At 57.9% G+C, this 23,312-nt stretch carries 21 protein-coding genes and 1 tRNA gene; 8 read left to right on the top strand and 14 right to left on the bottom strand.

The genetic code is table 11. The features are described from left to right. Positions 1 to 45: 45 nt before the first annotated feature. The 8 genes from ABRP86_RS01985 to ABRP86_RS01950 form a co-directional block, all read right to left on the bottom strand. Positions 46 to 1,353 carry an anaerobic C4-dicarboxylate transporter gene (locus ABRP86_RS01985; protein ID WP_239268126.1) on the bottom strand — a complete coding sequence of 436 codons (1,308 nt, stop codon included), beginning with the start codon at positions 1,351 to 1,353 and terminating at the stop codon, positions 46 to 48. Between the two features lie 360 nt (positions 1,354 to 1,713). Continuing rightward, on the bottom strand, positions 1,714 to 3,273 hold the full coding sequence (aspA, locus tag ABRP86_RS01980; protein WP_023022356.1) for an aspartate ammonia-lyase: 1,560 nt from the start codon (positions 3,271 to 3,273) through the stop codon (positions 1,714 to 1,716). Positions 3,274 to 3,384: 111 nt separating this feature from the next. Further along, positions 3,385 to 4,230, bottom strand: coding sequence for an ATP phosphoribosyltransferase (gene hisG, locus ABRP86_RS01975; protein WP_023022358.1), 846 nt, complete (start codon positions 4,228 to 4,230; stop codon positions 3,385 to 3,387). A gap of 43 nt (positions 4,231 to 4,273) precedes the next feature. Further along, positions 4,274 to 4,537 carry a phosphoribosyl-ATP diphosphatase gene (locus ABRP86_RS01970; RefSeq protein WP_023022360.1) on the bottom strand — a complete coding sequence of 88 codons (264 nt, stop codon included), beginning with the start codon at positions 4,535 to 4,537 and terminating at the stop codon, positions 4,274 to 4,276. A gap of 43 nt (positions 4,538 to 4,580) precedes the next feature. Further along, positions 4,581 to 5,303: an HAD family hydrolase gene (locus ABRP86_RS01965; RefSeq protein ID WP_349862228.1), complete on the bottom strand. Its 723-nt coding sequence runs from the start codon at positions 5,301 to 5,303 to the stop codon at positions 4,581 to 4,583. A 124-nt stretch (positions 5,304 to 5,427) separates the two neighbouring features. Then, the gene (locus tag ABRP86_RS01960) at positions 5,428 to 5,811 is read right to left on the bottom strand and encodes a hypothetical protein (protein ID WP_023022364.1); all 384 of its coding nucleotides are present in this window, start codon (positions 5,809 to 5,811) and stop codon (positions 5,428 to 5,430) included. A 24-nt stretch (positions 5,812 to 5,835) separates the two neighbouring features. Continuing rightward, complete coding sequence (gene mshC, locus ABRP86_RS01955; protein ID WP_349862227.1) at positions 5,836 to 7,074, bottom strand: cysteine--1-D-myo-inosityl 2-amino-2-deoxy-alpha-D-glucopyranoside ligase; 1,239 nt, start codon at positions 7,072 to 7,074, stop codon at positions 5,836 to 5,838. A 33-nt stretch (positions 7,075 to 7,107) separates the two neighbouring features. Continuing rightward, positions 7,108 to 7,962: an undecaprenyl-diphosphate phosphatase gene (locus ABRP86_RS01950; RefSeq protein WP_349862225.1), complete on the bottom strand. Its 855-nt coding sequence runs from the start codon at positions 7,960 to 7,962 to the stop codon at positions 7,108 to 7,110. A gap of 66 nt (positions 7,963 to 8,028) precedes the next feature. Here ABRP86_RS01950 and ABRP86_RS01945 point away from each other — a divergent pair, with 66 nt between their 5' ends. Then, on the top strand, positions 8,029 to 9,075 hold the full coding sequence (locus tag ABRP86_RS01945; protein ID WP_349862224.1) for an NHL repeat-containing protein: 1,047 nt from the start codon (positions 8,029 to 8,031) through the stop codon (positions 9,073 to 9,075). Between the two features lie 3 nt (positions 9,076 to 9,078). Continuing rightward, the gene (locus ABRP86_RS01940) at positions 9,079 to 10,194 is read left to right on the top strand and encodes a quinone-dependent dihydroorotate dehydrogenase (protein WP_349862223.1); all 1,116 of its coding nucleotides are present in this window, start codon (positions 9,079 to 9,081) and stop codon (positions 10,192 to 10,194) included. 65 nt (positions 10,195 to 10,259) lie between these two features. Here the strand turns inward: ABRP86_RS01940 and ABRP86_RS01935 are convergent, their stop codons facing one another. After that, complete coding sequence (locus ABRP86_RS01935; RefSeq protein WP_023022374.1) at positions 10,260 to 10,652, bottom strand: hypothetical protein; 393 nt, start codon at positions 10,650 to 10,652, stop codon at positions 10,260 to 10,262. Then, positions 10,652 to 11,191, bottom strand: coding sequence for a YbhB/YbcL family Raf kinase inhibitor-like protein (locus tag ABRP86_RS01930; RefSeq protein ID WP_023022376.1), 540 nt, complete (start codon positions 11,189 to 11,191; stop codon positions 10,652 to 10,654). Before ABRP86_RS01930 ends, ABRP86_RS01935 begins: the two co-directional genes overlap by 1 nt. A gap of 239 nt (positions 11,192 to 11,430) precedes the next feature. Between ABRP86_RS01930 and ABRP86_RS01925 the strand changes: the two genes are divergently transcribed. The 3 genes from ABRP86_RS01925 (at position 11,431) to ABRP86_RS01915 (ending at position 12,961) form a co-directional block, all read left to right on the top strand. After that, positions 11,431 to 11,516 (top strand) — tRNA-Leu (locus ABRP86_RS01925). A 102-nt stretch (positions 11,517 to 11,618) separates the two neighbouring features. Further along, positions 11,619 to 12,359 carry a TVP38/TMEM64 family protein gene (locus ABRP86_RS01920; protein WP_349862222.1) on the top strand — a complete coding sequence of 247 codons (741 nt, stop codon included), beginning with the start codon at positions 11,619 to 11,621 and terminating at the stop codon, positions 12,357 to 12,359. Between the two features lie 29 nt (positions 12,360 to 12,388). Further along, positions 12,389 to 12,961 carry a hypothetical protein gene (locus ABRP86_RS01915; RefSeq protein ID WP_005282991.1) on the top strand — a complete coding sequence of 191 codons (573 nt, stop codon included), beginning with the start codon at positions 12,389 to 12,391 and terminating at the stop codon, positions 12,959 to 12,961. A gap of 26 nt (positions 12,962 to 12,987) precedes the next feature. Here the strand turns inward: ABRP86_RS01915 and ABRP86_RS01910 are convergent, their stop codons facing one another. Continuing rightward, positions 12,988 to 13,827, bottom strand: coding sequence for a DUF3097 domain-containing protein (locus ABRP86_RS01910; protein WP_023017483.1), 840 nt, complete (start codon positions 13,825 to 13,827; stop codon positions 12,988 to 12,990). Positions 13,828 to 13,860: 33 nt separating this feature from the next. Here ABRP86_RS01910 and ABRP86_RS01905 point away from each other — a divergent pair, with 33 nt between their 5' ends. Continuing rightward, positions 13,861 to 14,634, top strand: a complete 774-nt coding sequence (locus ABRP86_RS01905) for an Rv1486c family protein (protein ID WP_349862221.1) — start codon at positions 13,861 to 13,863, stop codon at positions 14,632 to 14,634. Between the two features lie 22 nt (positions 14,635 to 14,656). Here the strand turns inward: ABRP86_RS01905 and ABRP86_RS01900 are convergent, their stop codons facing one another. The 3 genes from ABRP86_RS01900 to ABRP86_RS01890 all read right to left on the bottom strand — a co-directional run bounded on the left by ABRP86_RS01900 (position 14,657) and on the right by ABRP86_RS01890 (position 19,330). Continuing rightward, positions 14,657 to 15,730: a ferrochelatase gene (locus ABRP86_RS01900; protein WP_349862220.1), complete on the bottom strand. Its 1,074-nt coding sequence runs from the start codon at positions 15,728 to 15,730 to the stop codon at positions 14,657 to 14,659. Positions 15,731 to 15,762: 32 nt separating this feature from the next. After that, positions 15,763 to 17,145: an NlpC/P60 family protein gene (locus ABRP86_RS01895; protein ID WP_349862219.1), complete on the bottom strand. Its 1,383-nt coding sequence runs from the start codon at positions 17,143 to 17,145 to the stop codon at positions 15,763 to 15,765. 1,711 nt (positions 17,146 to 18,856) lie between these two features. Further along, complete coding sequence (locus tag ABRP86_RS01890; RefSeq protein WP_349862218.1) at positions 18,857 to 19,330, bottom strand: Rv1476 family membrane protein; 474 nt, start codon at positions 19,328 to 19,330, stop codon at positions 18,857 to 18,859. A gap of 374 nt (positions 19,331 to 19,704) precedes the next feature. On the opposite strand from ABRP86_RS01890, the gene can reads away from it, so the two are divergent. Together can and ABRP86_RS01880 are read left to right on the top strand one after the other, a co-directional pair. After that, on the top strand, positions 19,705 to 22,521 hold the full coding sequence (can, locus tag ABRP86_RS01885; protein WP_349862217.1) for an aconitate hydratase: 2,817 nt from the start codon (positions 19,705 to 19,707) through the stop codon (positions 22,519 to 22,521). A 194-nt stretch (positions 22,522 to 22,715) separates the two neighbouring features. Continuing rightward, positions 22,716 to 23,291, top strand: coding sequence for a TetR/AcrR family transcriptional regulator (locus ABRP86_RS01880; RefSeq protein ID WP_284796119.1), 576 nt, complete (start codon positions 22,716 to 22,718; stop codon positions 23,289 to 23,291). Positions 23,292 to 23,312: the final 21 nt, after the last annotated feature.

Genomic DNA, 23,312 nt, shown 5'->3' with positions numbered 1-23,312 from the left:
TCTCCGCGGAGAAGACGCCACTGGGAGTGCAAGCTAGAGGACTCGCTAAATGATTACCGCGCCGAGTGCGTAGCCAAGGAGCACGGAACCGGCGATGCTGACCACGCCAGGGATGAGGAATGGGTGGTTGAATACGGCCTTGCCGATCTTGGTCGTGCCCGTATCATCCATTTCGACTGCTGCCAGCAACGTGGGGTACGTAGGCAGGATGAACAGAGCAGAAACTGCCGGGAATGCGGCCACAGCGGTAACCGGGCTTACTCCCAACGCCAACGCGGCGGGCATGAGCGCCTTGGTGGTAGCAGCCTGCGAGTACAGCAGGGCTGCGGCGAAGAAGAGCACCACTGCCAGCAACCATGGCGAAGCTTCAATGACGTCACCAGCCAAGGCTTGAATATCGTCCAAGTAGTGGTTGATAAGGGTGGTTCCCAACCACGCGACACCCAGCACACAGATGCAGGCGGACATGCCCGATTTAAATACCGGGGTATTGAGGACGTCAGCGGCCGGGATCTTGGTCTTGAGCACGATGATCGTCGCGGCCGAAAGCATGACCGTCATAATCGCCTCATTGCGCGGCAGCGTTGGATCCGTGATGAGCCCAACTTGTTCGGAAGAAATGGTAGCCCATGCCATGACGATAACGATGGCGATAAGGAAGATAACGACGGAAGACTTAGCGCCTTCCTTGGGCTCATATTTGCTAGCACCAATCGGCTCTTTGACCAGGCCCTGCGCCTTGCGCTCTTGGTACACAGGGTCATCTTCCAGCTCCTTACCAAACTTATTGGCCAGCCAAGCTGCGGGGAAGATGGACAAAAAGGTAGCTGGAATCAACACGCCGAGCACTTGGAGGTACCCCACCCCCATAGGTTCAAGCAGACCAGCCAGGATGACAACTGCAGCAGAAATCGGCGAGGCACAAATACCCATCTGCGCGGCGACGACCGCGATAGATAGCGGGCGCGACGGGCGAACCTTGCCTTCCTTGGCCACCTCAACGATGACCGGCAGCGTGGAAAAGGAGGTGTGCCCGGTACCAGCTAAGACCGTCATCAACCAGGTCACGATGGGTGCGTAAAACGTAATCTTCTTGGGGTTTTTGCGCAGGAACTTCTCGGCCACGTGAACCAAATAGTCCATGCCGCCGGCCTTTTGCATCGCGGCGATGGCCGCGATCACCGTCATAATGATGGCGATGACGTCGAACGGAATGTCTTCCCTAGTTACGGGAACTCCCGCAACGCCCAAAAGGAGAACGCCTAGGCCACCGGCCATGCCGATGCCTATGGACCCAATTCTCGCACCTAAGATAATGGCCGCGAGAACGATGACAATATGAATAATAACCATGGATACACTCCACACGTTCTCAACTACACGTGGTGGACACACATCAGCATGCCGGTCGTGGACCACCCTTACATTTCTATTTTGCCTTGAATATGTTGTTTTATTTACGCATTCTGCCCGTTTGTGTTGCTTCCCACATGTGTTCTACCTCGCGTTATAAACCGTTCGGTATATTTCCATGCCGCTGCACTATGGAAACGGGAGACGTTAGCTCAGGCATTCACGAAAGAGACCGCACACACCATGGAGTACTTTTCCGCTTTCCACGGAAAAAACAGCACGGTGTGTGCGGAATGGTGGGCACCACCATGAGGATGGGCATCGCCCACCTCATGCAGCACTCCGGCTCGCGAACTTTACTTAGTTGTCATCGAGGAAAAGCTGACCGCGAAACTCTGGGTGCATCAGGTTTTCTACCGACAGAACCTTGTTCAGCGTTGCCTCATCCAGAAGGCCCTTCTCCAGGACGAGTTCCTTGACACCCTTGCCGGTCTTGAGGGATTCCTTGGCAATCTCGTCACCGTTGTGGTGGCCAATGAATGGGTTCAAGTAGGTGACGATACCAATGGAGTTCTCCACGTACTGGCGGCACACGTCGGCGTTAGCGGTAATGCCGGTAACACACTTCTCACGCAGGGCATCAACCGCGTTGCCCATGATGCGGATGGACTGGAACAGCGCCTCACCGATGACCGGCTCCATCACGTTGAGCTGCAACTGGCCTGCCTCTGCAGCCATGGTCACGACGTGGTCGTTGCCGAAGATCTTGAAGCAGGTCTGGTTGACAACCTCTGGGATGACTGGGTTGACCTTACCCGGCATGATGGAGGAACCTGCCTGGCGGGCTGGCAGGTTGATCTCGCCAAGGCCAGCGCGCGGACCAGAGGACAGCAGGCGCAGGTCGTTACAGATCTTGGACAGCTTCATGGCAGCGCGCTTGATGGCGGAGTGCAAGAATACGTAGGCACCGCAGTCAGAGGTAGCCTCGATAAGGTCGCTCGCAGTCTTCATCTCCAGGCCAGTGACCTCCGACAATGCGGCGGTTACCTGGTGGCGGTAGCCGGCTGGAGTGTTAACACCGGTACCGATGGCGGTTGCGCCGAGGTTGATCTGCAGCAAGCGGCTCTGTGCATCGCGCAGAACGGCCTGTTCCTCGTTCAGATTATTAGCAAAGCCCTTGAATTCGTCGCCCAAGGTCATGGGGACGGCATCCTGCAGCTGGGTACGGCCCATCTTCAGGATGTCTTGGAACTCATTACCCTTGTCCTGGAATGCGGAACGCAGGCTGTCGATGCGCACGATGAGGTCATCGATGGCAGCGTACAGGCCCAACCGGAAGCCGGTTGGGTAAGCATCGTTGGTGGACTGGGACATGTTGACATCGTCGTTGGGGTTGATGATGTCGTAGGAGCCCTTCTCCTCCCCCAAGTGCTCAAGGGCCAAGTTGGCAACGACCTCATTGGTGTTCATGTTCAACGAGGTGCCGGCACCACCCTGGAATACATCGAGCGGGAACTGGTCCATGCAGCGACCCTCATCCAGGATCTGGTCACAGGCCCACATGATGGCCTCTGCCTTCTTCTTTGGCAGCACGTGCAAGCGACGGTTGGCCATCGCGGCAGCCTTTTTGACCTTCACCATGCCGCGGATGAAGTGCGGAATGGTGTTAATGGTCACGTAGGAAATCTGGAAGTTATCCATCGCGCGGACGGTGTGGACACCAAAGTAAGCATCAGCGGGAATTTCCAAGTCACCGATCAGATCGGTTTCCGTACGAGTGTTTTTGCTCGACGTCTTTGGCTGCTTCTGCTCAGCTACCTTTTTCTGTGCAGAATGAGTGGTCTTATCCTCCTGCTTATTCTCCGCTTGCTTTGCGGCAGACTTAGTGTCTTTTTCTTCTTTCTTAGACGACTTTGCCATGATGGCGCGGCTCCTTTGCCTGTCGAGAATGATGTCCGAGTGAATAATCTCCAGCGCCAATGGTAGCCACGTTTCGCCCCAGTTGGGACGACCAAGAATTTAATAATCCCCCTAAAAGCGGGCAATGCGCAGATCGGAAGCCAAAATAGCCTCTGCACCGAGTTGGGAAAGTCGATCCATAATCTGGTTGGCTTCTTTTTGCGGAACCATCGCGCGCACCGCCACCCAGTCTTGTCGCGCCAATGGTGAAACCGTCGGCCCAGTCAGGCCCGGAGTAACACCAGCTGCTTTATCGAGATTTTCTTCCGCGATGTTGTAGTCGATCATGAGGTAAGTGCGGGCGTGCAAAATACCTTGGATGCGACCCAAGACAACCTGCTCTTCCGGAGTTACTTCTGCATCGTGGCGCTTGATGACTACGGCTTCCGAGCTGACGATGGGCTCACCAAAGGGCGCCAAACCCTGCTGCCGCAGCGTAGTACCAGTTGACACGACATCAGCAATGACATCGGCCACGCCTAGGTGAATGGAAATTTCTACCGCCCCGTCGAGGCGGATCACATCGGCGGAAATCCCCTTCTCCGCCAAGTCCTGGCGGACCAAATTCGGGTACGACGTTGCCACGCGCTTGCCCTCTAGATGAGAGATATCCCACCCCTCTCCTTGGGGGGCGGCGTAGCGAAATGTTGAGTCACCGAAGCCGAGCGAGAGGACTTCTTTGAATTGGGCATTGGAATCGAGCGCCAAATCGCGTCCCGTAATCCCTAGATCAAGCACACCGCGTGCGACATAGATCGCGATGTCTTTCGGGCGGAGGAAGAAAAACTCCACCCCATTGTCAAGATCCACCACGTTTAGGGTTTTGGAGTGGCCGCGTCCCTTGTATCCGGCCTCACCAAGGATTTCTAAAGCCGCTTCTGATAAGGAACCTTTATTTGGTACTGCAATTTTGATCATGCTGTTCTCCAGGAAGTCTGCTCCACCGCAGGTGGGCAACAAGTTATAGGTATTTATAAATATCTTCAGGCCGCAGGCCGCGCTTGATCATCATGACCTGCGTCCAATAGATAAGCTGCGACATTTCTTCCGCCAGTTCCTCATCGGACTGGTATTCGGCGGCAATCCATACTTCGCCCGCCTCTTCGATGATCTTTTTGCCAATATGATGGGCGCCTTCTTCCAGCGCCTGGACGGTCCCAGAGCCCTCTGGCTTCTGGTCTGCTTTGTGTAGTAGCTCAGCAAAAAGTGTCTCAAAATCCTTCACAACTACCTATTGTTCCACAGGTAAGCAGTCAATGCGAAGGGTTTTAGTTCATTTCCTGGATAGCTCGGAACCACTCGTAGACATCTACATGGCGCGCGCCTGCGAGGTGGCGAGAATCGCGCAGCCAGGAAATCTCCACTACCCCCTCCGGCACTTCCACGCCTTCATCCTCGGGCAAACCGATAACGGTGCATCCCGCGGCCACGGCAGCGCGCATACCTGCCGGGGAATCCTCAAACACAAGGCACTGAGCTGGATCAAGCTGCAGGCGCCGGGCTGCTTCCAAGTACATGTCCGGGGCGGGCTTGCCAGTGGGAACTTCATCGCCGCAAATAGTGTCTACAAAATACTCGCGGCCGATGACCGCAATGGCGGCGTCTGCAACGTCGCGGTCCGTATTCGTCGTAACCATCATCGGCATGCCGTCGTGGTGCAGCGAAGTTAGAAGCTCAGGGATCCCGGGAAAGATTTCTAGGCGGCCAGCAAAAAGAGTCTTCACATAATCAAACATCTTGTGCCGATAGGCTTCGACGTCGCCTTCGCCCAAGGAAACTCCCGCATTATCAGCGCAAATGCGCAGCGTCGTAGGAAAGGTAGCCCCCACCGTATCCATGCGTTGTCTGGCTGTCAGGCGCTTGCCCAGCACTTCCGAAAGATAGTACGTCGCCTCACCCCACAAGGGCTCCGAGTTGGTCAAGGTGCCATCCATATCCCAGAAAATCGCCGCGGGACGGGACAAAGACTGGGAATCACTCACTGTGGTCATACACACTTCACCGGCTATTCCGGCATAGAACTAAGGCTCAGCGAGGGGGATATTCGCGCTGCGCGGTGATCAATCAACTTCACCTTAGGAATCTACCCACGGCGGTCTGGCGCCGTAAAGGGGCCTAGAAGTCCAACTCTGGGATCTGTGACAGCGCCTCATCATCGGCGCCGGTAGCCGCGGAGGCGTTGTACATCAGCTCGGCGATTTCTTCCTTTTCCTCCGGCTCCACCACCGCATCGTGTTGCTTGCGATTGAAGGTGGCGAGTTTTTGCACGGTCTTATTCAGCACCGCAGCGAGCTGGCCGCCATCAGGATCGTCCGGCAGCCCGTCCAACCCATCCAACATCTGCTCGAGGTGGCCTTTGAGTTCTGGTAAGACCGCCGCGTTAAACGGTGCCTCCCAGAATTCTTTTTCCTCGTCCTTGAGGTAATCGCCGGTGGCGAAGGACTTAAGATCAGCAATGAACTCATCAACGGTGGGTTGGAAATCTGCGCGAATGCTCATGCTGTCGATATTGCCCTAAGTTGGCTAGGCCTGCACGCCGAGCAGCGAATTAAGTGCTGTACGCACTAACTCCGCAGCACCTTCCTCGTCTTCACCCCGGTTACTGCCTGCCCAATCGTCGATGACGCGCAGCGCGGTGGGGGTATCGAGGTCATCGGCAAGCGCTTGGCGAAGCCCCGCTACCGCACCTTCCGCAGCCGACAGGGACCCAGGGGTCTCCAAGGCGGTCCGCCAGGTGGACAAGCGGGCCTTGGCCTGGTCGAGCACCTCATCGGACCAATCCCGCTCGGCGCGGTAGTGGCCGGAGAATACGCCGAGGCGGATGGCGGAGGGATCCTCGCCCTGCTCCACGAGCTTGTGGACGAAGACCAGGTTGCCCAGGGACTTGGACATTTTCACGCCGTCGAGGCCGATCATTCCGGTGTGGACATAGAACTGCGCCATGCGGTCTACACCCAAGGCGGCCTCTGCATGCGCGGCGGAAAATTCGTGGTGCGGGAACTTCAGATCGCTACCGCCGCCTTGGATATCAAAGGTGCTGCCCAAGTAGTTGGTGGCGATGGCTGAGCACTCGATGTGCCAACCGGGGCGGCCTGGACCGAAGGGGGACTCCCACGCCGGTTCGCCTTCGCGGTGGGCGCGCCAAATCAGGGCGTCCATGGGGTGCTTCTTGCCTGGGCGGTTGGGGTCGCCGCCGCGCTCGGCAAAAAATTCCTGCATCTGTTCCATCGAGTAATTGGATTCGTAGCCAAATTCCTCGGTGGCATCGATGGAGGCATACACATCGGGGTACTCCGGGTCATCGACCACGTAAGCGGCGCCGTTATCCAATAGTTTTTGCACCATCTCCACGATCTCATCGACTGCTTCCATGGCGCCGATGAAGTGCTGCGGCGGGATGACCGATAAAAGCTCCATATCCGAGCGGAAAAGGTCGATCTGGGAGGTGCCGAGTTCGCGCCAATCAACGCCGTCGCGCTCCGCGCGCTCAAAGAGTGGGTCATCGACGTCGGTGATATTTTGCGCGTAATTGACCTTCTTGCCTGCATCCAAGAACTGCCGGTAAATCAGGTCGAAGGTGAGGTAGGTGACTGCATGGCCCAAGTGGGTCGAATCATACGGGGTAATACCGCACACGTACATGGTGGCGGTATCCCCCTTTACCTGCACGGGGGCCTTGGTTTGATTCGCGGAGTCGTAGAGATAGAGCTGCGCCGCATCGCCTGGGACGCGACTATAAGTAGGTTTTGGCCAAGAATGCATGGCACCCATCCTAACGCTTCTTTATGGGTGGATTTAAATGGGCTGTAGAGCCCCCAAGGCCAGCAGAATCATCACGATGATGCCCACTGGGATGCGGTAGGCCGCGAACCACGCGAAGGAGTGGTTGCCCACGAAGTTCAGCAACCACGCGATCGAGGCATAGCCCAAGGCAAAGGCGATCCCTGTGCCAACGAGCAGCTGCATACCGGAAGCGGCTTGGCCGGACTCGGGTGCGAAGGCATCGGGAAGCGAAAAAAGCCCCGAAGCCAGCACTGCCGGAATGGCCAAAAGGAAGCTAAAGCGCGTGGCCACCTCGCGGTCGAGGCCCAAGAAAAGACCACCGGAAATGGTGCCGCCCGAACGCGAAACGCCAGGAATGAGCGCCAAGCACTGGCACAGGCCCATGATGATGGCATCCTTCATCGTCAGCTCCTCAAAACCGCGCTTTTTGGAGCCGACGCGTTCAGCGGCAATGAAGACGAAGGAAAAGAGGATCAGCATCGCTGCGGTGATCCACAGGTTGCGCAGCGCCCCGCGGATGGCATCTTCAAAGACGAAGCCGATGACGCCGATGGGAATGGATCCGGCGATGACCATCCAGCCCATGCGCCAGTCCTGCCCGCGCGAAGCGGGATTGGTCCACCCGCGCAGCCACCCAGAGAGGATTTGCCAGATCATCGGGGCGAAATAGACCAGCACGGCAAGCTCGGTGCCGAGCTGGATAACGGCGGTAAAGGAAGCGCCGGCATCGTTGCCCCAAAAAAGCTCAGAAACGATGCGCAGGTGCCCCGAGGAGCTTACCGGGAGAAACTCCGTAAGCCCCTGCACAATGGATAAAACGATAACTTGTGCCCAAGAAACTGCTTCAGTCGCGGTATCAGAAATCACCCGCCATACACTACCGTCGCGCACGGCTTCGGGAAATCGCAACGCGCGCTGTTAGGATAAGTATCCGTGAAATCACGATCCCGCTCCACACTCGTACTATCCAGCCTGCTAGCGCTCTCCACTGCTGCGCTGGCCGCCTGCGATTCCACCGTGGGCGTAGGCGGTGATCCCGAAACCGCAGTGAAGGGCAACGCCACCCCGGCCGCTTCTCCCAGTGACACCGATCCTGCCGGCACGGTCATCGACCTCGATGAGGACATTACGGATCTGGCTGCGGTGAAAGATACGATTGCCGTTCGCACCGCGGACCAGGTGCGCATTGGCAGCCAGGACGATTTTGCCGCCAAGAAGGCGAAGACCATCGATATCGATTCCACCTGCGGCGATTTAAGCTCGTCTGAGTCTGGATTCGTCCTGGCCTGCCCGGACAAGGTCCTGCTCATCGATCCTGCTGCGCCGGAGTCACCGGGGGAAATCAAGATGGACGAGGACTTCCAGGTCAGCGCCGCAACCCAGATTTCGACCGGCGAGGTATTTGTCACCGCTGACGACTCCGCTGTGGTCGGCCGGTACAAGGATGGCAAGCGGGACGGCGAAATCTCCGTCGAGGCCGGCTCGGACCAGATGCTCGCCGTTCCCAATGCGGATGGCGATGACGGTATCGTGCGCATTCAGCGGTCGGATTCCACCATCCAGAATATCGATTGGCCCAATGACCGCGCCGGCGGCCGGTTGCGCGCTGGCCAGGGTGTCGGCCAAATCGCAGTGGGTGACAACGGCGTTGTGCTCGCCTCCGATACCGAGGGCGGCCGGATCGCGGTCTATACCTCCGATGACGTCGTCCGCCTGCACCAATACGGCGTGGTGCACGGCACCCCGTGGGCGGTGGCCTGGGATGACTCGCGCGAGCTCGCGTGGGTTACCACCACCGATAACAACATCGCGCACGCCTATTCTATTGACAAGGGCGTTCCCGAATCCCGCGGCGACTTTGCCACGCTTGCCGATGCCCAGAATATTTCCGTTCTTTCCAATGGCACCATCGTGGTTGCCTCCGCATCCGGCCAGGGGCTGCAGTTCGTGGCGGATCCGCACCTGAAAAAGGAGTCTTAATCCATGGTTTCGACCTTCGATTCGCTGCGCAAAGGCGCCTATCAGCTAGCGCTGCGCGGAATGTTTCGCTTAAGCCCCGAGCGCATCCACGGTATTATCAATTCTGGCCTGCACGGTCTGCACGCGGCAGGACCCGCCAATCGCGCGCTTGGCCGCGTCCTGCCGGTCAACGATCCAGTCTTGAAACAAGACGTTTGTGGGATCACCTTCCCGCGCCCGCTTGGCCTGGCGGCCGGTTTTGATAAAAACGCCGCGGCTGCCGATGCCTGGTCCCCCCTTGGTTTCGGCTACGCCGAACTGGGCACCGTCACGGCGCAGGCGCAGCCGGGTAACCCGACTCCCCGCCTCTTCCGCCTCAAAGAAGATGCCGCCATCTTTAACCGGATGGGCTTTAATAATGAGGGTGCGGCCGCCGTGGCAGAGAACCTGCGCAAGCGCCGGTACAACGACGTCATCGGTATTAATATTGGCAAGACCAAGGTCACCCCGGCAGAACGCGCCGTGGATGATTACCGCCGCTCCGCTTCCGTTTTAGGCGGCCTGGCGGACTACCTGGTGGTCAATGTCTCCTCCCCCAATACTCCCGGGTTGCGGGACCTGCAGGCGGTCGAATCGCTTCGCCCCATCCTGCGCGCCGTGCAAGAATCCACCGATGTACCCGTCATGGTCAAGATCGCGCCGGATCTTTCGGATGCCGATGTCGATGCCGTCGCCGATCTCGCCGTGGAACTGGGCCTTGCCGGCATCGTCGCCACCAATACCACCATCTCCCGTGAGGGACTTAACACTCCCCGCGCGGAGGTAGAGGCCCTTGGCGCCGGTGGAATTTCCGGTCCACCCGTAGCCGATCGCTCCTTAGAGGTGCTCCGCCGCCTTAACGAGCGCGTGGGCTCGCAGCTCGTCCTGATTTCCGTCGGCGGGATTACCACCCCGGAGCAAGCGTGGGAGCGGATTGCCGCAGGTGCCAACCTTCTCCAGGGCTATACTGGGCTCATCTACGGTGGTCCGGACTGGATTCGGGATATTCACAGGGGCATCGCCAAGCAAATTCGCGCCCATGGCCTGAACAATATTTCTGAGGCTGTAGGCTCCAATCTGCCGTGGAAGGCAATAAACTAGCAGCCCACCAGATAGCACAAATGCCACGTGTAGAAACACGTGGCATTGCTTGTTTTAGGGACCGCTTAAGAGGTCGCCATGACGCTGCGCCGCAAAATCAAGGCGCAGATGGCAGACATGCCGGCATAAAAGAGCAACCAATACTGCTGCTGAATCAGCAAATCGTGCTGCGGCAGAAAGCGGCTAGCAATGATCAACGCCACCGCCACTGCCAGGGCGATGATCTGCGCGCGGCTGCCGGCATGCTCCTTGCTCATCGTGCTGAATGCACCCACCATCACCGCAGCGATGATGATCGCGAGGTTGCTGTAGGTCCAGACAAAGGGTGCGCCCCATCCATCGCTAAAAACGGAGATGAGGGCGAAAAGCACCAGCACAAAAGCGACGACCAAAAAAGCGCCGCCCACCCGCAGCGCTGCGGGTGGGGTCACTGGATTTTTAGGAGCGGAACTCGCCATTACTTGGCCTCGTACCAACCCCAAAGGATTGCCCGGCCCAGCGCGTGGAAGTGCAGGTTGAAGCCGAGGACGGTCGGGGAAGAATCTGGATCAATGTCAAGGGTTTCTACGTCTACGGCGTGGACCGCGTAGAGGTAGCGGTGCGGCGCGTGGCCGGCCGGCGGATTAGCACCAAAGTGGGTACGGTTGCCGGAATCATTGCGCAGGCTGATAACACCGTCGATGCCAAGGTCCTCTGCCGCACCGGCATTGGTGGGCAGCTCGGAGACATCGGTGGGGATATTAAAGGCGGCCCAGTGCCAGAAACCGGAGGCAGTCGGTGCATCCGGGTCAAAGCAGGTGACGGCCAAAGACTTGGTTCCCTCCGGCAGCCCGGACCATGCCAGCTGCGGGGACACGCTTTCCGGCGCGCGGTGCTTTTCTGGGATCTCATCGCCTTCTACCAAGTCGGTAGAAGACAGCCCGAAGCTGGGGAGATCGCGCAGCGGGGCGTATGGGTCAGGTCCGGGGAATCGAGTGTCATCTGCATAAGAAGTCATGTACCCCTTTGTACCGCAGATCACACGCGCTTGTCGATGTCCCTCCCCACTAACCCTCCACTAGGCGGCTGGTTTCGTACCGCGTTCCTGCTTTCGCGCTACGGCTACCCAAGTTACAAGGATGTATTTTCACCGCCTTGAGATCGTCCGTTTTATGAGGATTTACCTGGCGATTTGTATTCCAATAGCGGAACACGATAAAGTTTCGGGGTGCCCAACCGAGAGGTTGCAAACACCCTGCCCGGGTGGCGGAATGGCAGACGCGCTAGCTTGAGGTGCTAGTGTCCTATTAACGGACGTGGGGGTTCAAGTCCCCCTCCGGGCACATCGTGAAGTCTCGAGACATCGTTCCTATGGTGTCTCGAGATTTTTCTATGAGTACAGCTCTTTTCTATCAGCCCGGCCCAGCCGACTACGATACAAACGCATGACCACTTTCCGGGATTGGATACGCAGCTTTGGTAGCTTCTGCGTTCAACTCATCCACTCTGCTTGGGGCTCAATCCGCGCGTGGTCACCGCGACGCTGGAGCCTCATCATCGCGCTCGCACTTGCTGGAGTTGCGCTTTTTATCTGGCTCGATATTCCCGATCTCTCCCAGATGCGGGCCGCCGCTGCCCGCCTTGGCGCGTGGTTTCCGGTTGCCTTCACGCTAGGTTATGTCATATTTACGCAATTTCCCCTACCCCGGACCATCTGGACGATTGCAGCTGGCATCCTTTTCGGCCCTTGGCGGGGTCTTGCTATCTCGCTATTCGCGCTCACCATCTCGGCCGTATTATCGCTGCTGATTGTGCGCAGCCTGCTCGGAGACTGGATTAGGCCGCACCTTGCTCATCCTGCGGTTTATACCATCAATGCCCACCTCGAGCGGCGCGGTTGGCTGGCCATCGCTTCCCTGCGCATGGTCGCGGGAGTGCCCTTCAGCCTTCTCAACTATGTCGCCGCACTTACCCCCATCAGCGTTTCTCACTTTACGGTCGCTACGTTGGTCGGCTCGATTCCCACCACGGTCATTGGAGTCTTTTTCGGCGATGCCCTTACTGGCACGGCCAGTCCCGGGATCATCGTTGCCTTTATCGTCTTTGCCCTCGCCGGTATCGGCGGACTTGTGCTCGATTCGCGCCTGCCAACTCCCGTCCAGTCAAGGTTAAGCGGTAGACTGTAACGAACTGCTCGCAATAAAGGAGGATCCTCGTGCTCGCTGTCCATGCCCGCTACCGTGGGCGTTCCGTGCGCCGCGCTGAGCTCGTACAGCGCTCGGCCGCCGCGCTATCCACCCTCGAGGGCGTCGGCGAGTTTCACGTCCTTGGCGTGGAGGATATTTGCGCCGTTGTCGATTCCGCCACCGCAGTCTGTGAGGTCGTCATGGCCTTGCTTGCCGATGGCGACTGGGCCATCGGCATCGGCATCAGCCCCGGCAACCAGGCAGACGAGGACAGCGCGCGCCACGTGGCTACCGCGGCGCTGAAAAACTCCGCCCGCATGGGACAGGTCTATACCAAGCTCAATAAGCGCGGCCGGTCCGCCGAGGCAAGCGATATCGCCGCCGCCTTCGCGCTCATTGGATACGTGCTGAATAAGCGCACCATCGAGGGCCGCGAGGCGACCTCGCTCGTAAGGGCGGGGCTCAATCAAAATGAGGCCGCGGAAGAATTGGGCATTTCCAAACAGGCGATGTCCCAAAGGCTGCAGGCTGCGGGCTGGAGCGCCGAGATGGCCGGGTGGCAATTGGCGGTCAACCTCATTGAACGGGCCAATCTAGCCTAGGGCCAGAAAGATCGGCCCGCGGCGGCTTAGACAAGGTCTGATTTGTGCAGCTCCGGCGTGGTCACAAAATCCACCAGCCGCTCGACCGCCCCGATAAGGCTCGAGTCCAAATCCCGGAACGAATGCACCGCGTTATAAACGTGGCGCCACCCATCGGAGGGATCAGACCAACCCACGCGGCGACAAATCCCGGTCTTCCAATCTTCGCCCCGCGGCACCTCCGGCCATGCTTGCAGGCCTACCCGTTGCGGTTTTACTGCCGCCCAAATATCAACAAAAGGATGGCCGGTGACTAGAACGTGCTCCCCCACTGACTCGGTCATTCGTGTTTCTTTCGACCCTTTGACCAGGTGATCCGCGAGCACGCCTACCCGGCGGCCGGGGCCAGGCTGAAATTCGGCGAGCCTTTCTTCGAGGTTGTCCAAGCCCTCCAGGTATTCCACGACCACGCCTTCTACGCGCAGGTCATGCCCCCACACCTTTTCCACGATGGCGGCATCGTGGACGCCTTCGACCCAAATGCGCGATGGCGCTGCCACCTTGGCTTCTACGTTTTCTACCCGCCTAGATCCCGAGTTGGATTTGCGGGGTGCTTGCTTGGGCACGTACCTCGTAAGCGTCACCGGCTGACCTTCTACTAAGAACCCGCCTTTAATAAGGTTAAATACTCGCTCGACGCCGTGGCGGTCTTCTAGCCGCACGACCTCACCAAAGACGGTCTTATCCACGCCTAATACGGCGCCCACAAAGTCATCACCGCGCACTTCTACCACCATGCCCGGCTCTGCCGGCACCTCTGGGTACTGGGTGGGCTTGCTGCGTCGGTGCCCAGCAAAAATATCTCCGCCATAAGGATCTAAACTCATGACCCGATAGTCTATCTACTACACTTGCTCGCCATGGATATGCGCGCCGAAGTGTGGTCCCCTCTCCAAAACTCCGCCATCTGGCTCGCTGCGTGGTTATGGGGACATGAGACAACAGATGAGCTGCTCGATGCCCTGACGGAGCTGGGCGGGCGCCCCGAATGCGTCGATGAATCCCCTTTTATCGATTTGCTTGCCCTCCTGCGGGCCGAAACGAATGAGCTCACCTCTCAGCCAGGCGCGGGCGGGGAGCCTCTCCTCCGGCTTATTTTATCTGGCCCGGGTGAAGCGCCCGCACTTCCCGCAGGATCGGAATCTGCCCGTGCGGCCGCGCAAAGTTCAGCGGGCGCCATCGTTGTGCGCACCAACGACCCGGAAGTCACGCTGGTCCTTGTCCCCCATCCCCATCAAGCTCACACGGCATGGCAAGTGATCCGCGAGGATCAGCCGCTGCCCTCACCGGCATGGCTGAGCCCCGGCGAAGCGGACGCCTTGTTAACGAAAGCGACGGATGAATCCGCCGATCTCATTACGGCCACCGGCTACCAATCCACCGCGCTAACTAATCCCCGGCTCACGGTAGGTACCCTGAGCGATTTTTATGACACGCCCGGCCTGCCACCTGCCACCCCGCCCCGGGCTGCAAAGCTCTTTGCACGCGCGGACCGCGTTGCCGCGATTATCGAAACCGTCACGGATAGGATTAACGATCACAGCCTCGATCCGCAGCTCCTCCGCCTATGGCGCCATATCCGGCAGGCGCGGATGACGGGAGTGGCTTATTCAGCAGCGGAATTCGCTCGCTAGAGCAGGCCCGCCCAGAGTACTTTTAGTGGGCGCGGATATCGCAGCAGCCTGCAGCGCAGGGCGCGCCGTTGGTGGTGCACCCTTGTACGGTGACATTCCCGCTAGTCTCCCACGGCTTCCCCTGTTCGAGTTCTTCCACCAGATCCACGACCATGCCCGCAAACCGCTGGGAGGGGCCAGCGGTACGCGCGCGTTCGACCTGGACTCCCATCTCCTCGGCAGCGGCTTGCAGCTCAGAATCTAGGTCCCAGATGACCTCCATATGATCGGAGATAAAACCAATCGGGCACACCACTACGGCGCCGACCCCGTCTGTTTCATGGATCGCGGTGGTGTGGTCAACGATGTCTGGTTCCAGCCACGGCGTCTTCGGGTTACCGGAGCGCGATTGCCAGACCAAGTCATAATCCGAGATTCCGGCACGCTCGGCCACCAAGCGGGAGGCTTCGGCTACTTGCCGGGAGTAAAGGTTCTTGTCTCCTTCTGCACCGCCGACATTATCGTGTGCATTTGGCACCGAGTGGGCCGTAAACAGCATGCGCGCGCTGTCCATCTTCTCAGCGGGGATACGCTGCCAAGCCTCGGCGACAGCATCGGCCATCTCCACGATGAACTTAGGGTGATCATAAAACTGCCGAATCTTGGTGAACTCGATTTCAGGCAGACCCTTATCTGCAAGGTGCTGGCGCATTGCAGCAATGTCTTCATCGTATTGCCGGCACGCCGAGTAGCCACCCCAAGCGGAGGTGGCAAAGACGGCCACCGTGCGGATCCCCTCTTCCGCCATTTTCTCTGCGGTAGCTGTGGCAAAGGGGTGCCAGTTCCGATTGCCAAAATAAACCGGTAGATTATGTCCGCGATTTTTCAGTTCGGCTTCGACGTTGCTGATGATCTCTCGGTTCAGGCCGTTGATCGGGCTCACTCCGTCAAAGTGGTAATAATGCTCGCCCACTACTTCTAAACGCTCGCGCGGAATCCCTCGGCCCCGCGTAACGTTCTCTAAAAATGGAACGACCTCCTCGTTTCCTTCCGGGCCACCGAAAGAAAGAACGAGGAGGGCGTCGAATTTTTGGGCAGGATGCTGTGCGTCAGTCATGCCCTAAATAGTAGCAACCACAAGACTAAGAATTAGAGAAGGCGTACGACATCCGGGGTCGCACCAGCCCAGCGCACAGGGGAGACCTGTACATTTTGCCCAGACTGCGGGGCCTCAATCATTTGGTCATTGCCCAAGTAGATCGCAACGTGCTGACTGCCACCGGCGCCATAGAAGATGAGGTCACCGCGTTGCAGATTGTCGCGCGAGACCTTATTGCCCATTTGGTACTGCGCACCGGTGTAGTGCGGAAGGTCTAGGCCGGCTGCGGCGAACGCATACTTAGTTAATCCGGAGCAATCAAAACCGCTTTGACCATAGTCACCAAAGCTATCGGCTACGCCGCCGTCCCGGATGCCACCAGTTGGGCCATTGTTGTCGCCGCCGCCCCACACGTATGGGGTTCCGATGACAGATTCTGCGCGAGCGATTACCGCCTCAATCTGGCCGCTATTGCCCGGAGCAGACTTGGATGGCACTCCTGGCCCCTGACCGGTAGCGGAAGGATCGGTGCTTGCCGATGGCGCCGTATTCGGGCTGCCAATCCCCAACAGGCCTGAAGAGCCCTCCAACAGCCCCCGTACATCATCTTCGTCGACGGCTGCGGCGAGCTCGCCTGCAATGTCCATTACGTCTGATGCCGATGAGCCAGTGGCGTAGTCGACCGTGTTAAAAGACGGCGTGGCTCCCTGATTAAGTGCGGTGCCGAACTCCACCTTCGGGGCAGCCGCGTCCTTCTGCCCCTCGACGACGGCGTCATCATTTGTCACCTCAGGGAGTGTAGCTTCATCCGGAATAATCTCGTCGGTAAAGTTTTGAGCCTTGTCTTCATTCAAGTCTTGGGGCTTGACGGGATCATCGGCAAGCGCATCCGCTCCTACCTTAAAGTCAAGGTTTTTATCTTGATTTTGCACCTTTGGAAGGTCACCCTGCTGGGACACTTCCGCCGTCTCCTGCTGGTGGGCAAAAGAGGCCTCAGCGAAGTTGCGGGTGGCGCTCATCTGAGCCTCTCGTTGGGCCAAATTGCGGCGATGTTCAACCATTGCCGATTCGGCTGCGCGCTTATCGGCATAAGCTTGGTCAAGCTCTGCCGCATCGTCCGCAACCTCAGGATCGGCCGAAAGCTGGGAGATGCGCTCCGTTGCGGCCGCCGCTTGCTCCCCCGCTTGGTCGAGCAGCTGCCGCAGATGATCTACTTCCCGCTGCTGAGCATCAACGTTGGTTACAGCACGGGCGATCGAGTCACCGGCATCGGCGCTAGGACCTTCTGCAACCGTACCGGCTTGGGTGGGATCGGGGTGCTCATCTGCTCCCGCGGGAGCGATGGACGTCAGGGACGATAGCGCTGCGGCGCCCGCGACTGTAGCGATAATTGCGCGAACATGTCGGATGCGCGGTAGACGAATGGTGGCCACTGGAATTCTCCTTGTTTGGACCACCTTCCTTTTAAAGATTGGGACACCATGAACCGCACTTAGGCATAGGAATGCCCGAGACACTTAAAGCTTGCGCATTTCCGCACAGCAGCAAGCTCAGAGTCCTCTTTGCGATATTCCGAATCCGATAGCTACATACCTAAAAGCTTATGGGTATGCGTTATCGCCCTGGCAGCTCGCGGCTCCAGGATGTATACGGCACATGAGCCCGAAAGTTGAAGAGACTTCACCTAGGGAGTGCGCACATCTATGAAAGCTCTATGTGCTGATGCTTAACTCAGTAACCCCACGACTCAATGCCCATCAATCGCTACTATTTCCCCATACCAGCGACATGTATGGTGCAATTTCTCCACGTGTCCTACGCGGTTTACTGTGAGTGTGAGCGCTCTGGCGCTGCAGGGAGCAACTTCTTCTCCCATTGCGTTGCCAATCTAAGATTGGCGCATCTTCATTAAGCTTCACTTGTGGTGCGCGGTTCATACAGGTAACTGGCAGAGTCCTGTCCCCTCGCACGCTGCGCTTGGCACAGTGAGAACTGCCCTATGATCCTTGGCGCAACTCGCCGCGGCGCAGTGGAGGTACAGCTTCACGATGGGACCGTAGATCCCCGGTTGCCTGAAATTATCCCTGCGAGGGCAAGCGGCCACAAACCATGAACAGGCCACACAATGCTGGCCCTAGTGTGATTCTGGTTCCCTCATTCTCCCATTCTGCACGTACCCGACTGCGCTCCTCGGCGAACCTTGTGCATGGATCCCCGCTTCACCAGGAATCCAATCTTGAAGGGCTCGACAAAGAACCACACCCGCATACCCACACGATGGAGCTCTAGCGAACTCGTCTCACCACTTTTAAGGAAGGTGGGTTGATGTTTATTTTTCGAACATTGACATCGCTCAAGTGAAAAGTTTTTCTACTCTCCCGTTCGAGAGTTCCCTCGTGGTTCATTGACTCCCAAGTACCGCCAATTCCTCGATTCCCGCGAGGCGTGCTTCCCCACATACCCGTGTGAATCTTCAATTGACCGTCAAGGCTAAGCCCATGAACTCAAGGAGATATTCATGTCCCTTGAGTCGACACTCGAACCATACGTCACGACACGCCCTTTTCGCACACATTCCACTTAATTACGTGGAGTCAAGTTAAACCACATGACGCAACAGGTGTACCTAACCTGCAATAATTTTGTTACCATCCCGTTATTGTGATGTTCATCACTTTGGTTTTTATAATTTCAAGGTTTTTGCGCCCTGAACCGCGACCAAACCGGGGCTATTTAACCGCCACAGAACCACTCCCCCGGCGCAAGTCAACCACTAAGCCTTTATTTCGACCCCTCCCCCACTTCCCTGGCGCTTTGAGGTAATGAGAGTTTTCTTCGTTCGCGGCGACCCGGAGTCGCCCGAGGAGTGCCCGTAAGGAGCCGATGGATCACACCAATGCCTGAACATCATTTTCCATAAATCTCAGGGCAGGCACCGCGAGTTACTTCAGTGCGATGCCCCACGACGCTCACGTGGCCGCAAAATTTAGCTCGCTTCAGCGGATGGTTTTGGGGCGCTCCGAGCGCTGAAAAATGGAAACTTTTCTTCTACTTTTTCGAACAAACATAGCTAGAAGTCGGATACGCTTGGGCGTCTTGATACGTCTGCCCTCCCCGGATCGCGGCCTCCTGAATGGCCGCTACTTATCCCCGATTTTCGCGATGGCGGGAGGCGCGCCAATAGCTCAAGCCGCCGAAAAGTAGGGCGAGTATGGCGACGACGGCGACGATCGCGAGCATCGGAAAGCTGCTTTGCTCAATCCCCGCATAGTATTGCTGCACAAGATCGACTTGGTTGAGTCCCGGCTTCAATTGCGCTTGGGTGGATTCAATATCCGCACGGCTATAGTTCTCGCTAACCGAAGAGACATGGTGCGGGGTCTGCACGATGACGGTGTGCAGATTGGTAGCATCATGGAGCTCCTGTGCAATGTCGCGCGCGTCGGCGGCCTTGGAGACAAAGACATCGACCACGGCGAGCCCGTCGCCTTCACGCAGTTGCTCGGCGACGTGTGCATTCAGCTGAGTATCCGATTCCAGGGAGGGTGCGGAATAAGCTACGCCATCCTGCTTGAGCTGCTGAGCCAGCTGCGGGACGTCCACTTCACCCGGAACCATTCAATCCTCTTCCCTCTTCTTCTCTATTATGGGGGCTCGTGCACCCGAGATCGGGGGTCATGCACTGCGCTTATCCCGAAGTCCTTCTTCATTAAAGATAATGGTTACCGCCGCCGCCCACACAGTAAACGCGCCGAGTGTGACCAAAAGCTTTAAACAGAACGCCTGTCCCGTTACAATCGAAGCAACGGAAGGTTTTTACCTCTACAATAAATAGGTGAACCATCGCGTTCTTTGCCGCCTTTGGCACTGCGGGCCCCATGGCTTTGTCTCGACTACTATGTGGTCGCGCACCTTTTGCTTATCCCGCAACCCCAGTAGGCGGCGAGCACAAAACAGAACAGACTGTTTATCAACAAGGAATGGAGCTCCCTGTGACTGAAAGCTTGAACTCCTTCGACGCCAAGAAGACCCTTGATGTCAACGGTAAGTCTTACGACTACTTTGACATCAACACGGTTCCTGGCATGGAGAAGTTGCCGTACTCTCTCAAGGTGCTGGCAGAAAACCTGCTGCGCAATGAGGACGGCAAGAATGTAAACGAGGACCACATCAAGGCCCTCGCCAATTGGGATCCAAAGTCCGAGCCGGATACCGAAATCCAGTTCACCCCAGCCCGCGTCCTCATGCAGGACTTCACCGGCGTTCCCTGTGTCGTCGACCTCGCAACCATGCGTGAGGCCGTTTCCGCTCTTGGCGGTACGCCAGACCAGGTTAACCCGCTGAACCCGGCCGAGATGGTTATTGACCACTCCGTCATCGTCGAGGCTTTTGGTTCCACCGACGCTCTTGAGAAGAACGTTGAAATCGAGTACCAGCGCAACGAAGAGCGCTACCAGTTCCTGCGTTGGGGTGCTGAGAACTTCTCCAACTTCCGCGTTGTTCCTCCGGGAACCGGTATTGTCCACCAGGTCAACATTGAGTACCTGTCCCGCGTTGTCTTTGACAACGAGGGCTTGGCATACCCGGATACCTGTATCGGTACCGACTCCCACACCACCATGGAAAACGGCCTGGGCATCCTGGGCTGGGGTGTTGGCGGCATCGAGGCAGAGGCTGCCATGCTTGGCCAGCCGGTATCGATGCTCATCCCGAAGGTCGTCGGCTTCAAGCTCACCGGCGAAATCCCGACCGGCGTTACCGCAACCGACGTCGTCTTGACCATTACGGAGATGCTGCGTGAGCACGGCGTTGTCCAGAAGTTCGTAGAGTTCTACGGCAACGGCGTCAAGTCCGTCCCGCTGGCTAACCGCGCCACCATCGGCAACATGTCGCCAGAGTTCGGTTCCACCGCGGCCATCTTCCCCATCGACGAAGAGACCACCAAGTACCTCGAGCTCACCGGTCGCCCGCAAGAGCAGATCGACCGCGTCGAGCAGTACGCCAAGGCCCAGGGCATGTGGCTGGCAGAGGACACTCCGGAGCCGGAGTACTCCGAGTACATCGAACTCGATCTGTCCACCGTTGAGCCATCCATCGCCGGCCCGAAGCGCCCGCAGGACCGCATCCTCCTTTCGGAGGCCAAGGAACAGTTCCGTAAGGATCTGTCCAACTACACCACCGACGAGGTATGCGTGGATGACTCCTCCGTTGAGGCAAAGCGCATGTCCGCTGAGGGCGGCGCGCCTGGCGATGAGGACGTCACTGGTGGCTTGAACAAGTCGCGCGAGGGCCACGGCGAGTCCGCCGCCGTTGGCGCTAAGGGACGTCACTCCAACTCGATCACCGTTGAACCTGATAACGGTGGCGAGTACACCCTTGACCACGGCATGGTGGCAATTGCCTCCATCACCTCTTGCACCAACACCTCCAATCCATCCGTCATGGTGGGTGCAGGTTTGATTGCACGTAAGGCCGCCGAAAAGGGCCTGCGCTCCAAGCCATGGGTTAAGACCATTTGTGCACCTGGTTCCCAGGTTGTCGATGGCTACTTCCAGCGCGCAGACCTCTGGAAGGACCTCGAGGCCATGGGCTTCTACCTGTCCGGCTTCGGTTGCACCACCTGTATTGGTAACTCCGGCCCACTGCCAGAGGAAGTCTCTGCAGCCATCAACGAGAACGACTTGGCAGCTACCGCAGTTCTGTCCGGTAACCGCAACTTCGAGGGCCGTATCTCCCCGGACGTCAAGATGAATTACTTGGCATCCCCAATCATGGTCATCGCCTACGCTATTGCCGGCACCATGGACTTCGACTTCGACAACCAGCCGCTGGGTCAGGACGAAGACGGCAACGATGTCTTCTTGAAGGACATCTGGCCTACCCCGCAGGAGATCGAGGACACCATCCAGTCCGCTATCTCCCGCGAGATGTACGAGGCTGACTACGCCGACGTCTTCAAGGGTGACGACGCATGGCGCAACCTGGATGTCCCAGAGGGCGAGACCTTCGAGTGGGATGAGGACTCCACCTACATCCGCAAGGCTCCGTACTTCGAGGGCATGCCGACCGAACCGGACCCAGTTGAGGACATCAAGGGCGCTCGCGTTCTTGCGAAGCTGGGCGATTCCGTCACCACCGACCACATCTCCCCTGCTTCTGCCATCAAGCCGGGCACCCCGGCCGCGCAGTACCTGGATGAGAACGGCGTTTCCCGCTCTGACTACAACTCCTTGGGTTCCCGCCGCGGTAACCACGAGGTCATGATGCGCGGTACCTTCGCCAACATCCGCTTGGCCAACCAGCTGGTGGATGAGACCGGTGGTTACACCCGCGACTTCACCCAAGAGGGCGCACCGCAGGCATACATCTACGATGCATGCGAGAACTACAAGGAAGCCGGCATCCCACTGGTCGTTATTGCTGGTAAGGAATACGGCACCGGTTCTTCCCGTGACTGGGCTGCAAAGGGCACCAACCTTCTGGGCGTAAAGGCAGTCATCACCGAGTCCTTCGAGCGCATCCACCGCTCGAACCTCATCGGTATGGGCGTTATCCCACTGCAGTTCCCTGACGGCGAGTCCCACGAGTCCCTGGGGCTGGACGGTACGGAGACCTTCGACATCGAAGGCATCACCGAGTTCAACGACGGTTCCATCCCGAAGACCGTTCACGTCACCGCTACCAAGCAAGACTCTGATGACACCGTCGAGTTCGACGCTAACGTACGTATCGACACCCCGGGTGAGGCAGAGTACTTCCGCCACGGCGGTATCCTGCAGTACGTGCTGCGCCAGATGGTGACGAACTAAGCCACTTAATGCGACGGAAAAGTACTAAGCTTTTTGGGCTTAGTGCTCGTCGCTGAGCTTGAAGACGCGGGGTCGCACCGCTCTCTCCCGTAGAGGGCTCTGCGGCCCCGCGTTTCTTTATTGTCGTACTATGTTCGTTTCAGAACATACTTAACTTGAAGTATTAATTATTCCTAAAAGGAGACGACCTCACTATGCCAATCGTGAGTGAATCTGAGTTAAATCGGCGGCGGCACGAAATTCTCGTTGGGGCGCGACGTTGCTTTGCCGAGCATGGCTATGAGGGTGCGACGGTTCGCCTCTTAGAACAAGCCACCGGGAAATCACGTGGCGCCATTTTTCACCACTTTGGGGACAAGGAATCTCTATTTCTTTCCTTAGCCCGCGAAGATGCCGCGCGCCAGGCGGAAGTAGTGGCTAATAATGGCCTCGTCGAAGTCATGCGTGAAATGTTGCGTCACCCAGAACGCCACGATTGGCTTGCCACGCGTCTAGAGATCACTTCTCTATTGCGCACGGACCCATCATTTGCTGCGCGCTGGAAAGAGCACCAGTCCATTCGTGACGAGGCTATCCGCGCCCGCCTCGCCTCCAACGCAGAGCAAGGCCGCCTGCGAGACGACGTCGATATAGATACCCTGGTGTGCTATTTGGAAACCTTCATGGATGGGTTTATTAATAGGCTCGCCTTGGGAGATACGGATGGCCTGGAGCGCGTCCTCGATCTGGTAGAGCAATCAATCCGGAGTTCTAGTTCGCCTCAGCGCTAACCGCGCATCAGCCTTCGTCTT

Source organism: Corynebacterium sp. KPL3927, assembly GCF_040225835.1.
In the GTDB taxonomy this organism is placed as follows: Bacteria; Actinomycetota; Actinomycetes; order Mycobacteriales; family Mycobacteriaceae; genus Corynebacterium.
The sequence above is the reverse complement of the archived record's forward strand: the minus strand, read 5'-3'. Positions and strand labels throughout refer to the sequence as shown.